The organism is Pseudonocardia halophobica, assembly GCF_050948485.1.
In the GTDB taxonomy this organism is placed as follows: domain Bacteria; phylum Actinomycetota; class Actinomycetes; order Mycobacteriales; family Pseudonocardiaceae; genus Pseudonocardia; species Pseudonocardia halophobica.
Map to the genome: position 1 here is coordinate 1,814,550 of NZ_CP192046.1, position 14,379 is coordinate 1,828,928.

At 74.0% G+C, this 14,379-nt stretch carries 16 protein-coding genes; 12 read left to right on the forward strand and 4 right to left on the reverse strand.

Translation table 11 applies throughout. The annotated features are described in order from the left end of the window. Positions 1 to 80: 80 nt before the first annotated feature. Together ACQP04_RS08740 and ACQP04_RS08745 are read left to right on the forward strand one after the other, a co-directional pair. The gene (locus tag ACQP04_RS08740; protein ID WP_433506548.1) at positions 81 to 1,397 is read left to right on the forward strand and encodes a M20/M25/M40 family metallo-hydrolase; all 1,317 of its coding nucleotides are present in this window, start codon (positions 81 to 83) and stop codon (positions 1,395 to 1,397) included. 34 nt (positions 1,398 to 1,431) lie between these two features. Then, complete coding sequence (locus ACQP04_RS08745) at positions 1,432 to 2,208, forward strand: SDR family NAD(P)-dependent oxidoreductase (protein ID WP_433506549.1); 777 nt, start codon at positions 1,432 to 1,434, stop codon at positions 2,206 to 2,208. Here the strand turns inward: ACQP04_RS08745 and ACQP04_RS08750 are convergent. After that, positions 2,205 to 2,453 carry a DUF5703 family protein gene (locus ACQP04_RS08750; protein WP_231498316.1) on the reverse strand — a complete coding sequence of 83 codons (249 nt, stop codon included), beginning with the start codon at positions 2,451 to 2,453 and terminating at the stop codon, positions 2,205 to 2,207. The genes ACQP04_RS08745 and ACQP04_RS08750 overlap by 4 nt on opposite strands. A 110-nt stretch (positions 2,454 to 2,563) precedes the next feature. Beyond that, a complete protein-coding gene (locus ACQP04_RS08755) occupies positions 2,564 to 3,511 on the reverse strand; it encodes an aldo/keto reductase (protein WP_433506550.1) in 948 nt (315 codons plus the stop codon). A 94-nt stretch (positions 3,512 to 3,605) separates the two neighbouring features. Here ACQP04_RS08755 and ACQP04_RS08760 point away from each other — a divergent pair, with 94 nt between their 5' ends. From ACQP04_RS08760 to ygiD, 5 genes are all read left to right on the forward strand, one after another. Further along, positions 3,606 to 4,427 carry an undecaprenyl-diphosphate phosphatase gene (locus tag ACQP04_RS08760; protein WP_433506551.1) on the forward strand — a complete coding sequence of 274 codons (822 nt, stop codon included), beginning with the start codon at positions 3,606 to 3,608 and terminating at the stop codon, positions 4,425 to 4,427. Positions 4,428 to 4,452: 25 nt separating this feature from the next. Beyond that, positions 4,453 to 5,184, forward strand: a complete 732-nt coding sequence (locus tag ACQP04_RS08765; RefSeq protein WP_433506552.1) for a histidine phosphatase family protein — start codon at positions 4,453 to 4,455, stop codon at positions 5,182 to 5,184. A gap of 61 nt (positions 5,185 to 5,245) precedes the next feature. Further along, positions 5,246 to 5,836 (forward strand): DUF3090 domain-containing protein, encoded by a 591-nt coding sequence (locus ACQP04_RS08770; RefSeq protein ID WP_433506553.1) that lies wholly within the window; start codon positions 5,246 to 5,248, stop codon positions 5,834 to 5,836. Between the two features lie 6 nt (positions 5,837 to 5,842). Next, positions 5,843 to 6,646 (forward strand): SCO1664 family protein, encoded by an 804-nt coding sequence (locus tag ACQP04_RS08775; protein ID WP_433506554.1) that lies wholly within the window; start codon positions 5,843 to 5,845, stop codon positions 6,644 to 6,646. Between the two features lie 11 nt (positions 6,647 to 6,657). Beyond that, positions 6,658 to 7,515 (forward strand): 4,5-DOPA dioxygenase extradiol, encoded by an 858-nt coding sequence (gene ygiD / locus ACQP04_RS08780; RefSeq protein ID WP_433506555.1) that lies wholly within the window; start codon positions 6,658 to 6,660, stop codon positions 7,513 to 7,515. Here ygiD and ACQP04_RS08785 read toward each other — a convergent pair. Next, positions 7,512 to 8,252: a histidine phosphatase family protein gene (locus ACQP04_RS08785; protein ID WP_433506556.1), complete on the reverse strand. Its 741-nt coding sequence runs from the start codon at positions 8,250 to 8,252 to the stop codon at positions 7,512 to 7,514. The two genes, ygiD and ACQP04_RS08785, sit on opposite strands and share 4 nt — an antisense overlap. 171 nt (positions 8,253 to 8,423) lie before the next feature. On the opposite strand from ACQP04_RS08785, the gene ACQP04_RS08790 reads away from it, so the two are divergent. From ACQP04_RS08790 to ACQP04_RS08810, 5 genes are all read left to right on the forward strand, one after another. Next, positions 8,424 to 8,996, forward strand: a complete 573-nt coding sequence (locus ACQP04_RS08790) for a hypothetical protein (protein ID WP_433506557.1) — start codon at positions 8,424 to 8,426, stop codon at positions 8,994 to 8,996. Positions 8,997 to 9,150: 154 nt separating this feature from the next. After that, positions 9,151 to 10,584 carry an NADP-dependent phosphogluconate dehydrogenase gene (gene gndA, locus ACQP04_RS08795; protein ID WP_433506558.1) on the forward strand — a complete coding sequence of 478 codons (1,434 nt, stop codon included), beginning with the start codon at positions 9,151 to 9,153 and terminating at the stop codon, positions 10,582 to 10,584. A gap of 108 nt (positions 10,585 to 10,692) precedes the next feature. Next, positions 10,693 to 11,475 (forward strand): HAD-IIA family hydrolase, encoded by a 783-nt coding sequence (locus ACQP04_RS08800; protein WP_433506559.1) that lies wholly within the window; start codon positions 10,693 to 10,695, stop codon positions 11,473 to 11,475. Positions 11,476 to 11,601: 126 nt separating this feature from the next. Next, positions 11,602 to 12,774, forward strand: a complete 1,173-nt coding sequence (locus ACQP04_RS08805; protein WP_433506560.1) for a YncE family protein — start codon at positions 11,602 to 11,604, stop codon at positions 12,772 to 12,774. Beyond that, a complete protein-coding gene (locus ACQP04_RS08810) occupies positions 12,771 to 13,280 on the forward strand; it encodes a DUF2127 domain-containing protein (RefSeq protein ID WP_433506561.1) in 510 nt (169 codons plus the stop codon). The genes ACQP04_RS08805 and ACQP04_RS08810 overlap by 4 nt, the downstream gene beginning before the upstream one ends. Here ACQP04_RS08810 and ACQP04_RS08815 read toward each other — a convergent pair. After that, entirely contained in the window at positions 13,277 to 14,371 is a 1,095-nt protein-coding gene (locus ACQP04_RS08815; protein ID WP_433506562.1) for an NAD(P)-binding domain-containing protein, read from the reverse strand. The two genes, ACQP04_RS08810 and ACQP04_RS08815, sit on opposite strands and share 4 nt — an antisense overlap. Positions 14,372 to 14,379: the final 8 nt, after the last annotated feature.

Consider the following 14,379-nt stretch of genomic DNA (forward strand, 5'->3'; position numbering starts at 1 on the left):
CGACCGTTGAAGCATAGCGGAGGCCTTCCGGGGGCCGCGCAGGGGCATGGGTGTGGGCCCGGGGTGGTAGGAACATGGTCATGACCGGCCCGCTCAGCGCGGTGGACGAGGTGGTCGAGCTCTGCTCGGACCTCATCCGCATCGACACGTCCAACACCGGCCACCCGGACACCGTCACGGGGGAGAGGGAGGCGGCGGAGTACGTCGCCGGGAAGCTCACCGAGGTCGGCTACGAGGTGGAGGTACTCGACTCCGGGGCGCCCGGCCGCTCGAACGTGTTCTGTCGGCTGAAGGGGGCGGACCCGGAGCGCGGCGCGCTGCTGGTACACGGCCACCTGGACGTCGTGCCGGCCGAGCCGAGCGAGTGGTCGGTGCACCCCTTCTCCGGCGCGGTGCAGGACGGCTACGTCTGGGGCCGCGGCGCCGTCGACATGAAGGACATGGTCGCGATGACCATCGCGGTCGCCCGGCAGTTCAAGCGGGAGGGCTACGTCCCGCCGCGGGACATCGTGTTCGCCTTCGTGGCGGACGAGGAGGCCGGCGGCACGTACGGGTGCCAGTGGCTGGTGGAGCACCGGCCGGACCTGTTCGAGGGCGTGACCGAGGCGGTCGGCGAGGTGGGCGGGTTCTCGCTCACCCTCGGCCAGGACCGCCGCGTCTACCTGATCGAGTCGGCCGAGAAGAGCATGGCCTGGATGCGCCTGCGCGCCACGGGCAGGCCCGGGCACGGCTCCTTCCTGCACGAGAACAACGCCGTGACCGTCCTCGCCGAGGCCGTCGCCCGGCTGGGCAACCACCGGTTCCCGCTGGTGATGACGGACACGGTGCGCGCCTTCGCCGACCGGATCCGCGAGCTCACCGGCATGGAGTTCCCGGACGAGGACATCGAGGGGGCCTTCGCCAAGCTCGGCCCGGTCGCCAGCATGGTGGGCGCCACGGTCCGCGACACCGCGAACCCGACCATGCTCGACGCCGGCTACAAGGCCAACGTGATCCCGTCGACGGCCGAGGCCGTGGTCGACTGCCGGGTCCTGCCCGGCCGTCGGGACGCCTTCCTCCGCGAGGTCGACGAGCTGCTCGGCCCGGACGTCGAGCGCGAGTGGATCCAGGACCTCCCGGCCCTGGAGACCGAGTTCGAGGGTCCGCTGGTCGAGGCCATGGCCGCCGCCCTGCGCACCGAGGACCCCGAGGCCAGGACCGTCCCGTACATGCTCTCCGGCGGCACGGACGCGAAGTCGTTCGTCCGGCTGGGCATCCGCTGCTTCGGGTTCGCCCCGCTGCGGCTGCCCCCGGACCTGGACTTCGCCTCCCTCTTCCACGGCATCGACGAGCGCGTGCCGATCGACGCGCTGGAGTTCGGGACCAAGGTCCTCGACCGCTTCCTGCGAACAGCGTGAGCAGGCACATGAGACAGAGTCTGAGGAACTGCTGATGGATCTCACGGGCAAGGTCGCGCTGGTCACCGGCGGCGCCTCCGGCATCGGCGCGGCCGCGTCCCGGCGGCTGGCCGCGGCGGGTGCGCACGTGGTCGTCGCGGACCGGGACGGCGACGCCGCCGAGCTGGTCGCCGGCGAGATCGGGGGCACGGCCCGGATCGCCGACGTCACCGACCCCGAGGCCGTCGCCGCGCTGGTCGCGGCGGCGGAGGAGGTCCAGGGGCACCTCGACGTGGTGCTGCTCAACGCCGGCATCACCTCGGGCCAGTCCGGGATCGCGGATCTCGACCTCGCCGGCTACCGGGCGATCATGGGCGTCAACCTCGACCACGTGGTCTTCGGGCTGGCCGCCGCGGTGCCGGCGCTGCGCCGGGCCGGGGGCGGCCGGATCGTGGCCACGGCCTCGCTCGCCGGCCTGGTCCCGATGCCGGGGGACGCGCTCTACACGGCCTCGAAGCACGCCGTCGTCGGGTACGTCCGGTCGGCGGCCCCGGTGCTGGCGCCGGAGGGGATCGTGGTCAACGCGGTGTGCCCCGGCTTCGCCGACACCCCGCTGATCGCGCGCGCCAAGGCGCAGTTCGGCGACTTCCCGCTGCTCACGGCCGAGGACGTGGCCGCCGCGGTCGAGGCGATCCTCGAGCGCGGCGAGCCGGGCGAGTGCTGGTTCGTGCAGCCCGGGCGCGAGCCCGCGCCCTACGGCTTCCGCGGCGTGCCCGGGCCCAGGGGCGCAGGCGCGCCACCGCCGGTGGACTGGGAGACCGGGCGCGACTAGTAGGAGAGCTCCGGGAGCATCTGCCCGGTGCGCCGGCGGCGCAGCCACACCTTGCGCACCCCGCCCGGGTAGAGCCGCACCCGTGACAGCTCCCACCCGGCGTACTCGGCCTGGATCGCGAGGCGCACCGCGGCGGTCAGCCGGGGGACGTCGCCGTCGATCCGGAGGGGGCGGTACTCCCAGTCCCCCTCCACGTGGGGTTTCCCGTCGGCGTCGACCGCCTCCACCGCACCGGTACCTGCCACCGGTCACCTCCTGCCGTGCTCGCGACCCCCGGTGAACCGGGGGTTACGCGTCCACCATACGAGGGTGTCGCGGGCCGGTGCCAGGGTTGGGCAGGACCTTCGCACACCGGTCAGGGCCCGGCGCTGACGTCGTCGAGCGCGGCCCGGATCTCCGGCGGCAGGGACACCGACTCGGTGGCCAGGGAGGCGGACAGCTGGGCGGCGTCGCGGGCACCGACGACGGCCGCGGCCACCCCGGGCCGGTCCCGCACCCAGGCCAGCGCGACCGTCAGGGGAGACGTCCCGAGTCCGTCCGCCGCGGTGAGCACGGACTGGACGATCCGGGCGCTGCGCTCGTTGCGCCGCGCCTCGACGTAGGCCGCGAGGACGGGCGAGGTCGCGCGCGAGTCCGCCGGCGTGCCGTCGGTGTACTTGCCGGTGAGCACCCCGCGCCCGAGCGGGGCCCAGGCGAGCAGGCCCAGGCCGTGGTGCCGGGCCGCGGGCAGCAGCTCGGCCTCGGGGCCGCGGTGCAGCAGCGAGTACTCCGCCTGCGCCGAGACCGGGAGGACGACGTTGCCCAGGGAGCGCGCCCGCTCCGCGACGGTGGCGAGCTGCCAGCCCGCGGGGGCGACCAGCCCGGCGTAGCGGACCTTCCCGCTCAGCACCGCGACCTGGATCGCGGAGAGCGTCTCCTCGAGCGGGACCTGCGGGTCCCAGCCGGGCAGCTGCCACAGGTCGAGCCGGTCGGTGCGCAGCCGCCGCAGGGTGGCGTCGAGGCCGTGCAGCAGGGCGCCACGGGCGGCCTGCCGGCCCAGCGCGCCGTCCGGCGGCCCGCCGCGGGCGGCGATCACCAGCTCGTCCCGGTCGACCAGGCCCGCCTCGAGATGGACGCCGAGGACCTCCTGGGCGGTGCCGTCGCCGTAGACGTCGGCCGTCTCGACGAGCGTCCCGCCGCCCTCGACGAAGGCGAGGAGCTGCTCGCCCGCGCCGTCGGCGTCCGTGTCCTCGCCCCAGGTCATCGTGCCCAGACCGATCCGGGACACCTGCAGCCCCGACCCCCCGACCCTCCTGCGCAGCACCTCCACGAGCCTGCCACCCGGGGGTGGGCCCGCGGCGGCCGACCCCGCCCTCGCTACCGTGACGCCCCGTGACCGCCATCCGGGACGACATCCGATGAGCTGGCTCGAGGTCGTGGTGCTCGGCCTGGTCCAGGGCCTGACCGAGTTCCTGCCGATCTCCTCGTCGGGGCACCTGCGGATCGTGTCCGGGCTGTTCTTCGGCCACGACCCGGGCGCCGCCTTCACCGCCGTGACCCAGATCGGCACCGAGCTCGCGGTGATCGTCTACTTCGCCAAGGACATCGGGAACCTGGTGGCGACGTGGTTCCGCGGGCTGCGCGACCCCGAGGTGCGCGCGACCCAGGAGTACCGGATGGCCTGGATGGTCATCATCGGGACGATCCCGATCGGCGTGCTCGGCGTGCTGTTCAAGGACCAGATCGAGACGGTCGCGCGCAACCTCTGGCTGATCGCGACCACGCTCGTCGTCTTCGGCATCCTGCTGGGCCTCGCCGAGCGCTACGGCCGGCAGGAGCGCCTGCTGGAGAAGCTGACCATGCGCGACGGGATCATCCTCGGCTTCGCGCAGGCGATGGCCCTGGTCCCGGGAGTCTCCCGGTCCGGCGGCACGATCACCGTCGGCCTGTTCCTCGGCCTCGAGCGGGCCGCCGCCGTGCGCTTCTCGTTCCTGCTCGCCATCCCCGCGGTGTTCGCGTCGGGTCTGTTCACGCTCCCGGACGTCTTCGCGGGCGACGGGCCCTCGCCCGCCCAGATGATCGTGGCCGTGGTGATCGCCGGGGTGGTCGGCTACGCCGTGATCGCGTGGCTGCTGAAGTTCGTCGAGAAGAACACGGTCTACGTGTTCGTCGCCTACCGGATCGCGCTCGGCGTGGCGCTCATGGCGGCCCTCGCCATCGGCGCGGTCTCCGCCACCTAGGGCCCGGCACGTAGTCTCGATCGTCGTGACCACCCTGATCCTCCTCCGGCACGGTCGGTCGACGTCCAACACCGCCGGCGTGCTCGCCGGCCGGACGCCGGGTGTCGAGCTGGACGACAAGGGCCGCGAGCAGGCGGCGGCGGTGGTCGACCGGCTCGCGCCGCTGCCGATCGCCGAGATCGTCACCTCCCCGATGCTGCGGTGCCGGCAGACGGTGACCCCGCTGGCCGGGGCCCGCGACATGGTCCCGGTCGTCGAGGAGGACCTGTCCGAGGTCGACTACGGCGACTGGACCGGCGGGAAGCTGTCCGAGCTGGCCAAGGAGGACCTCTGGAAGGTCGTCCAGGCGCACCCGTCGGCCGCGGTGTTCCCCGGCGGCGAGGGGCTCGCCGGCATGCAGGCCCGCGCGGTCGCCGCGGTGCGGCACCACGAGCGGCGGATCGCGGCCGCGCACGGGCCCCACGCGATCTGGGTCGCCTGCAGCCACGGGGACGTGATCAAGGCCGTGCTGGCCGACGCGCTGGCCACCCATCTCGACAACTTCCAGCGGATCGTGGTCGACACCTGCTCGATGTCGGTGGTGACCTACACGCCGACCCGGCCGTTCGTCGCCCGCGTCAACGACGTCGGCGGCGACGTCGCCTCGCTGGTCCCGCCGCCGCCGAAGGAGGGCGAGGAGGGGCAGGGCGACGGCACCCCCGAACCGGCTGCCGAACCCTCGTCCGACGCCGTGGTCGGTGGCTCCACAGGGGCCTGACGAGCTCGTCGGCCACACCGGGGTGCCCCGCCCGCGGGGTTGGCCTACTCTGGGTTTCGCCATGTCACGCGTCATCCACGTCTTCCGCCAGCCCGAGCGCTTCGTCGCGGGCACCGTCGGCGAGCCCGGCGACCGGGCCTTCTACCTGCAGGCCATCGAGGACGCGCGCACGATCAGCGTGCTGCTGGAGAAGCAGCAGGTCTCGGTGCTCGCGGAGCGGATCGAGGCGCTGCTCGCCGAGATCGCGCGGCGGTTCGGCAGCGAGGTCGACACCGGGCAGGAGATCGAGTCCTCGGACAACGACCCGCTCGCCGTGCCGCTCGAGGAGGAGTTCCGGGTCGGCACCATGGGCCTGGGGTGGGACGCGGACTCGAAGTCCATCGTGGTCGAGCTGCTCGCGGTGACCGAGGAGGAGGTCGACGAGTCCGTCGTCCTCGACGACACCGAGGAGGGCCCCGACGCGCTGCGCGTGTTCCTCTCCCCGGTCCAGGCCCGCGAGTTCGCCGACCGGGCCGAGAAGGTCGTGTCCGCCGGGCGCGCCCCGTGCCCGTTGTGCGCGGAGCCGCTGGACCCGCAGGGCCACGTCTGCGTGCGGCTCAACGGCTACCACCAGCGCTCCCCGATGGGGGACGTCTCCGGCGCGGGCGAGTAAGCGCGGTTGACCGGTTCCGACCTGCGCGATCCCGCGGTGCTCGACGTCCTGCGCAGGGGACGCATCGAGGTCACCGGGCGGATGGTCGACGCCTCCAACGCCACCCTGTTCGGCACCGTCTCGGCGGACGGCTGCACGCTGCAGTGCGTCTACAAGCCGGTGCGCGGCGAGCGCCCGCTCTGGGACTTCCCCGACGGCACGCTGGCCGGTCGCGAGGTCGCCAGCTTCCTGATCTCCGAGGCCGCGGGCTGGCACGTCGTGCCGCCGACCGTGCTGCGCGACGGCCCGTTCGGCCCGGGCATGGTGCAGGCCTGGGTGGAGACGGAGACCACCGAGGACCTCGTCGACATCTGCTCGCCCAGGGAGGTCAAGGCGGGCTGGCGCGGGGTGCTGCGCGCCCGGGGTGACGACGGCTCGCCGGCGGTGCTGGTCCACGCGGACGACCCGCGGCTGCGGGCCATGGCCGTGTTCGACGTCGTGGTCAACAACGCCGACCGCAAGGGCGGGCACGTCCTCGCCGGCGACGACGGCCGGGTCTACGGCGTCGACCACGGGCTCACGATGCACGTCGAGGACAAGCTCCGGACGGTGCTCTGGGGCTGGGTCGGCGAGGAGCTCGACGACGGGGAGATCGAGGCGCTGTCCAAGCTGCGCGCCGAGCTCGCCGGGAACCTCGGCGAAGAGCTGGGCCCGCACGTCACGCTGTCCGAGATCCGGGCGCTCACCGACCGGGTGGACCTCCTGCTGGCCGTGCCGCTGTTCCCCGAGCCCTCGGGCTACGGGCCCGCCATCCCCTGGCCCGCGTTCTAGGCTTGCCGGCCATGAGCACCACCATGCCGGCGGCGTTCGTCGGGCACGGCAGTCCCATGAACGCGCTGGAGCGCAACCGCTGGACCGAGTCCTGGCGCGCCCTCGGCGAGGCGCTGCCCCGGCCGCGCGCGGTGCTCGTGATCTCCGCGCACTGGTACATCAACGCCACCGCCGTGACCGCGATGCCGCGGCCGCGCACGATCCACGACTTCTTCGGCTTCCCGCAGGACCTGTTCGCCGTGGACTACCCGGCGGCCGGCGCGCCGGAGCTCGCCGAGGAGGTCGCCGAGATCGTGCAGCCGACGTGGGTGGGGGCGGACGTCGACAGCTGGGGCCTCGACCACGGCACCTGGTCGGTCCTCGCGCACGTCTTCCCCGAGGCGGACGTGCCCGTGGTCCAGCTGTCGATCGACGCGACGAAGCCGCTGGAGTACCACCTGGACCTCGGCGCCCGGCTCGCCCCGCTCCGCGAGCGCGGGGTGCTGGTGCTGGGCAGCGGCAACGTCGTCCACAACCTCGCCGGCATGGACGCCCGCCGGCCCGAGTCCGGTTTCGACTGGGCGCAGCGGTTCGACGAGGCCGCCCGGGCCGTGCTCACCGGCGAGCCCGAGGAGGTGCTGCGGCTGCGCGAGGCCGGCGACTGGGCCGCCGCCGTGCCGACGCCGGACCACCTCGTCCCGGTCCTCTACCTCGCCGGGCTGGGTGCGGCCGCCGGGCACGGCGCCGACGTGCTGGTCGACGGCTACACCTACGGCTCGCTGTCGATGACCTCGTACACCCTCGACCTCGACGGAACGCCCGCGCCGACCGGTGCGGACCACGCCGCACCGCTGCCCGACGGCGTGCCGCCGGAGTCGACGAACATCTAGCGTCGCCCGTGGCCGTCGAGCCAGGCCGCGTCGAACCAGGGCGGTAGCGAAGGCGTGGCGTCGAGGGTCAGCTCGCGGTCGCGGAAGCGGACGGTGCGCGTACCGTCGGCCCGCGCCGTCACCCGGATCGGCTCGAGGTTCTCCGGCTCGCCCGCCTCGTCGTCGCCGAAGCAGGTCACCACGAACGCGCGCATCGGGGCCGAGTGCGTGGCGACGACGGCGACCTCGCCCGTCGGGAGCGTCAGCGCGTCGATCCCGCGCCAGACCCGGTGCGCCGCGACCTGCGGCGGCTCGAAGTACAGACCGGGCGTGCGGATCCAGTGCGTGATCGGCCCGCCCGCCGCGGCGACCTCGCGGAAGTCCGAGTCGAAACGGGCGTACTCCTGCGCCCAGTGCGGCAGCTCTCCCTCCAGACCCAGGCGCTCGCGGACGGCGACGGAGGCGTCGACCACCCGTCCGCGCAGGAAGAAGCGCAGGTTGTCGAAGGCGGGATCAGGATAGGGCTCGCCGGCTGCGACCCCCGCGTCGACCAGGATCTCGTGCACCAGCGCGGCGGTGGCGGTCGCCCGTGCGGTGCGGGCGCGCGGCATGTGCACCCGGACGTCCGCCGGGAGCTCGGCGGCGAGCGCCTTCCCCCGCGCCCGGGCCTGCTCCTCGCCGCGGGCGGTGAGCCCGTGGTCGCCGTCGTAGCCGTGGGTCTCCCCGTGCCGGAGCAGGACGACCTCGTACCCGGTCACGGGCCACCTCCCTGTGCGCGCCTGGGGCCACCGTAGATCGGTGCCACCGCCGCCCGGGACCGATCGTTGCCGCCTCGGGAACGCGCCTGCACAGGGTTGCTTACGCAGTTCCGCGTATGGCCACGGGACCCGCCGGTCGCCACGCTGGGTGACGACGAGGAGGTGGGCCGGGTGGATCCGGGGACGGGCGTCCGCCGCGCGCTGCCGTACGCGCCGGGGGAGTGGACGCGGCTGGTCTCCTCGGCGGTCATGGGCCTCGCGACCGTGGCCGGATCGTCGCACGTGAGCGCACTGCCCTCGGGGCTCGTGCTGGAGTGCGGCCGCCGGCTCGTCACCGCCCTCGACCCCGCCTGCCGGCCCGCCCGCCGGGGCGAGCAGCACCTGAGCCCGCACCTCGTGTACGTGACGGTCGACCCCGGTGACGTCGCGGTGCTCGGCGCGGCCGCGCGGGAGCTCGGGCTCCGGCTGCTGCCGCAGGTGCCCGCGGCGGGCGATCCGGGCGGTCCGTCGCCCGTGCTGAACCCGCCGGCCACCGACGCCCCCGCCGCGCTGTCCGTGCTGGTCCCGGACATGACCCTGATCCACGTGCTGCTCGACACCGACCACGGCACCGACACCGACGTGCTGCGCCGCTGGGGCGCAGACGGGCCCGTGTTCGGCGCGCCGCCGCCCGAGGCCGTCGCCGCGCACCACCGCGTCGCCGCCCGCGTCCTCACGCTCTGGCGCGCCGGCCTCCCCGGGTAGCGGATCACACCTCCTCGCGACGATCGCGGGTCGCCCCCGCACCGCCCCGGGGGGCAGGATGGGCCCCCGGGAGCGGGTGGCGCCGATCGCGCGGCCGCCCGCCTGCGGGACTCACGAGCAGCGACGAGCGACACCACACCGAGGGAGCGAGCGCATGGCGGAGAAGAGCCGGATCGGCGTCACCGGGCTGGCGGTGATGGGCGCGAACCTGGCCCGGAACATCGCGAGCCGCGGCGTCGCGGTCGCCGTGCACAACCGCACCACGGCGAAGACCGAGCAGTTCATGGCCGAGCACGGCGGCGAGGGCGACTTCACCGCCACCGAGTCCGTCGAGGACTTCGTGAACGCGCTGGAGCGGCCGCGGCGGATCATCGTGATGGTCAAGGCGGGCAAACCCGTCGACGCGGTCATCGAGGAGCTCACCCCGCTCCTCGACCAGGGCGACATCATCATCGACGGCGGCAACTCGCACTTCCCGGACACCGTGCGCCGCACGGCCGAGTGCGAGGCGAACGGCATCCGGTTCATGGGCGTCGGCGTGTCCGGCGGCGAGGAGGGCGCGCTGCTCGGGCCGAGCATCATGCCCGGCGGCGACCCGGGGGCCTACGCCGAGGTCGAGGAGATCTTCACCGCGATCTCGGCCAAGGTCGACGACACCCCGTGCTGCGTGCACGTCGGCCCCGGCGGCGCCGGACACTACGTGAAGATGGTGCACAACGGCATCGAGTACGCCGACATCCAGCTCATCGCCGAGGCGTACGACCTGCTCACCCACGTCGCCGGGCTCGACGCCCCGGCGATCGGGAAGATCTTCGAGGAGTGGAACACCGGCGACCTCGAGTCCTTCCTCATCGAGATCACCGGCAAGGTCCTCGCCAAGACGGACGAGAAGACCGGCCGGCCGCTGGTCGACGTCATCGTGGACCAGGCCGAGCAGAAGGGCACCGGCCGCTGGACCTCGCAGGACGCGCTGGACCTCGGCGTCCCGCTGACCGGCATCACCGAGGCGGTGTTCGCGCGGACCCTCTCGGCGCTGCGGGACGAGCGCAAGGCCGCGTCGACCACCCTGGCCGGCCCGTCGCCCGCCCAGAAGGCGGACGACCAGCTGGTCGACGACATCCGGCAGGCCCTCTACGCGTCCAAGGTCGTGGCCTACGCGCAGGGCTTCGCCCAGATGCGTGCCGCCTCGATCGAGAACGACTGGGACCTCAAGCTCGGCGACATGGCCACGATCTGGCGCGGCGGCTGCATCATCCGCGCGCAGTTCCTCAACCGGATCCGCGACGCCTACGCCGAGCACCCGGACCTCGACAACCTGCTCATGGTCCCGTACTTCACCGAGGCCGTGGCGACCGCGCAGGACGCGTGGCGACGGGTCGTGACCGTGGCGACGGAGCAGGGCGTGGCGATCCCGGCCTTCTCCAGCTCCCTGTCGTACTACGACGGCTACCGCCGCGAGCGCGGCCCGGCCAACCTCATCCAGGGCCTGCGGGACTACTTCGGCGCCCACACCTACCGGCGCATCGACGCCGAGGGCGCCTTCCACACCCGCTGGGCCCAGGACGGCTCCGAGGTCCGGACCGGCTGATGCGAACCGTCCCTGGGTGAACGGCGCTCTCGTTCACACTGAGTGAGCGAGGGCGCCGTTCACCCGGTCTGAACGGCCGGGGCAGGAACACGCCGGTAGCGTTCGCGGATGGCCGACGTGCGCGCCCTGCTGATCGACATCGACGGTGTCCTCACCGTGTCCTGGGAGCCGCTCGAGGGTGCCGTCGACGCGCTGCGCCGGATCCACGCGGCGGACCTGCGGTTCGCGCTCGTCACCAACACGACCTCGCGCACCCGCGCCGAGATCGCGGACACGCTCGCCGACGCCGGCTTCCCGGTGGAGGTCGACGACGTCCTCACCGCCCCGGCCGCCACGGCCGAGCACCTGCGCACCCACCACGCCGACGCGCGGGTGGCCCTGCTGAGCAGCGGCGACGTGGCGGCCGACCTCGGCGACGTCCGGTTCGTGGCCCTCACCGAGCCCGCCGACGTGGTGGTGCTGGGCGGGGCGGGCCCCGAGTTCACCTACGAGGCCCTCGACGCCGCGTTCGCCCGCCTGCAGGAGGGCGCCACGCTGCTCGCGATGCACCGCAACCTGTACTGGCGCACGTCGTCGGGCCTGCAGCTCGACACCGGCGCCTTCCTCGCCGGGCTCGAGGAGGCCGCGGGTGTCGAGGCCACCGTGCTCGGGAAGCCGTCGGAGGCGTTCTTCGCGGCAGTGCTGTCGCGGCTCGGGGTGGCGGCCGCGGAGGCCCTGATGATCGGCGACGACGTCGAGGCCGATGTCCTCGGCGCGCAGGCGGCCGGCATCGGCGGCGTGCTGGTGCGGACCGGCAAGTTCCGCCCGGAGGCCGAGGACGGCGTCGGCGGGGAGCGCCCGCAGCGGGTGGTCGACTCCGTCGCCGACGTCCCGGACCTGCTCGGGCTCTAGGGGATCGGGCCGGGGAGCCGATTCGGGGGATCGGGCGCGCCGGGGCCGGCAGGTACTGGCGGAACCCCGGCCACGGCGAGCAGGCTGTCGGGCCGGGGCGGTTCGAGTGTTGGGGGGACGTGCGTGATGGGTGTGCGAGGGCGACTCGCCATGGCGGTGGTCGGGTTGACGGTGCTGGTCGCGGCGTGCAGCGGTGAGGCGACGACGCCCGCGCCGTCGCCCGGGGCCGGGAGGACACCCGCCCCGGCCGCCGCCAGTGACGCGCTGCCCGGCATGCCTCCGGTCACCAACGCGCGCAACGTCTACGCCGACGCCGGGGCGAACATGCTCTCCGACGCGGCGAAGGCCGCGACGCCGTTGGTGTACGTGCCGCACACCAAGTCCGGCGAGGTCCGGGTGATCGACCCGGCCACGTTCGCCGTCGTGGGGACCTACCGGCTGGGCGGGGAGCTGCAGCACGTCGTGCCGTCCTGGGACATGCGCACGCTGTACGCCACGGACGACACCCTCAACAAGGTGGTGCCGTTCGATCCGGTGACGGGCAAGCCGGGTGCGGCGATCCCGGTGCAGGACCCGTACAACATGTACTTCACCCCGGACGGCAGCACGGCGATCTCGGTCGCCGAGGCGCAGAAGCGGCTGGTGTTCTACGACCCGCACACCTGGGTCCAGCTGGGCGAGCTGCCGACCCCGGACTGCGCCGGCATCGACCACGCCGACTTCACCCCGGACGGCCGGACCGCGGTGTTCACCTGCGAGTTCGCCGGGCGTGTGGCCGTGGTCGACGTCGCGCGCCGCACCCTGCTGCGGACGATCGACATGCCCACCCGCAACACGCGCATGGGCCCGCAGGACATCAAGCTGGCCCCGGACGGCTCGGTCTTCTACGTCGCCGACCACGACCAGAACGGCCTCTGGGTGCTCGACGGCGCGGCCACCCGCGTGATCCGCGAGATCCCGACCGGGCACGGCGCTCACGGTCTCTACCTCTCCCGGGACGCGACGCGGCTCTTCGTCACCAACCGGCACGAGGGCTCGATCAGTGTTCTCGACGCCTACACCGGCGCGCTGATCACGACCTGGCACATCCCGGGCGGGGGCAGCCCGGACATGGGCAACGTGACGGCGGACGGCAGCCAGCTGTGGCTGTCGGGCCGCTACGACCGGGAGGTCTACGTACTCTCCACGACCGACGGCAGCCTGATCCGGAAGATCGACGTCGGCAACGGCCCGCACGGGCTGTGCGTGTGGCCCCAGCCCGGGCGCTACTCGCTCGGCCACACCGGAATCACCCGGTGAGCCCCGACGAGCAGGACACGGTCGCCGGGTCCCGCACCGACCGGCTCTTCACACTCGCCCTGCTCGTCAAGGGCATCGACGGCGCGGTGGAGCTGGTCACAGCGGTCGTCCTCGTCGCGGTGTCCGGCGCGGCCGTGCACCACCTCGTCGCCGAGGTCCTCGCCCACGACCTGCTCGGCCCGGCCGACGGCACGCTCGCGCGCCACTTCGTCGCCGGCACCACCGAGTTCGTGTCCGGCGACCGCACGTTCGCCGTGCTCTACCTGGCCCTGCACGGGGTCGTGAAGCTGGCGCTGGTGGTGGCGCTGCTGCGCAAGTGGCTGCCGGCCTACCCGGTCGCGATCGCCGTCCTGCTGCTGTTCGTGGTGTACGAGGTGATCCGGGCGGTCCACACCGGCTCGCTCGTGCTGCCCTTCCTCGCCGCCCTCGACCTCGCGATCACGGTGCTGGTGATCCGCGAGTACCGGATGCTGCGCCGGGAGCGCCGCGCCGAGGAGACGGCCTAGGCTGCGGCCGGCGCCCGCAGCCGCTGCACGATCTCGCGCGCCGCTGCCCGGCCCGCGCGGTTGGCGCCGATGGTGCTGGCCGACGGCCCGTAGCCGACGAGGTGCACCCGCGGATCGGCCACGGCGCGGGTGCCGTCGAGCGCGATCCCGCCCTGCGGTGAGCGCAGGTGCAGCGGGGCGAGGTGCCCGACCGCCGGCCGCCAGCCGGTGGCCCAGAGGATGACGTCGGCGGGCTCGGTGGTGCCGTCCGCCCAGGCCACACCGTCGGGGGTGATGCGGGAGAACATCGGGCGGCGGGCGAGCACGCCGCTCTCGATCCCCTCCCGGTACGCCGGGGTCAGCGGCAGTCCGGTCACGCTCACCACCGGCCGCGGCGGCAGGCCCGCCCGCACCCGCTCCTCGACGAGCGCGACCGCCTCGCGCCCGGCGACGTCGTCGAACGGGCCCTCGCGCCAGCGCGGCGGCGTGCGGGTGACCCAGGTGGTCGCGGCGGCGACCGGCGCGATCTGCAGCAGGAACTGCACGGCCGAGGTCCCGCCCCCGACGACGACCGCGCGCTGTCCCGCGAACGCCTCCGGGCCGGGGAAGTCCACGGCGTGCAGCTGGCGGCCGCGGAACTCCGTGGCGCCGGGGTAGGCGGGGACGAACGGGCGGGTCCAGGTGCCGGTGGCGTTGACCAGGGCCTGCGCGGTCCACACACCCGCATCGGCGTCGGCGCCGATGGTCGGCTCCGCCTCGACCCTGAGCAGCTCGCCCACGGACCGCACCGCGCTCACCCGTACGGGCCGCCGGACCTGCAGGTCGAACTCCCGCTCGTAGGCCGCGAAGTACTCCGGCACCACCCGGTTGGCGGGGCGGTCGGGGTCCTCGGGCGCGAAGTCGAGCCCCGGCAGCGAGTGGATGCGGTGGGCGGAGAAGGCGTCGCCGGCCACGCGGAGGGTGTCCCAGCGGTGCCGCCACGCCCCGCCGGGCGCCTCCTCGGCGTCGAGCACCACGAACCCGGGACCGGGCTCCAGCCCGGCGCGGCGCAGCCCCCAGGCGGCCGAGAGCCCGGCCTGCCCGGCGCCGATCACCACGACCTGCGTGTCCACACCCCGTG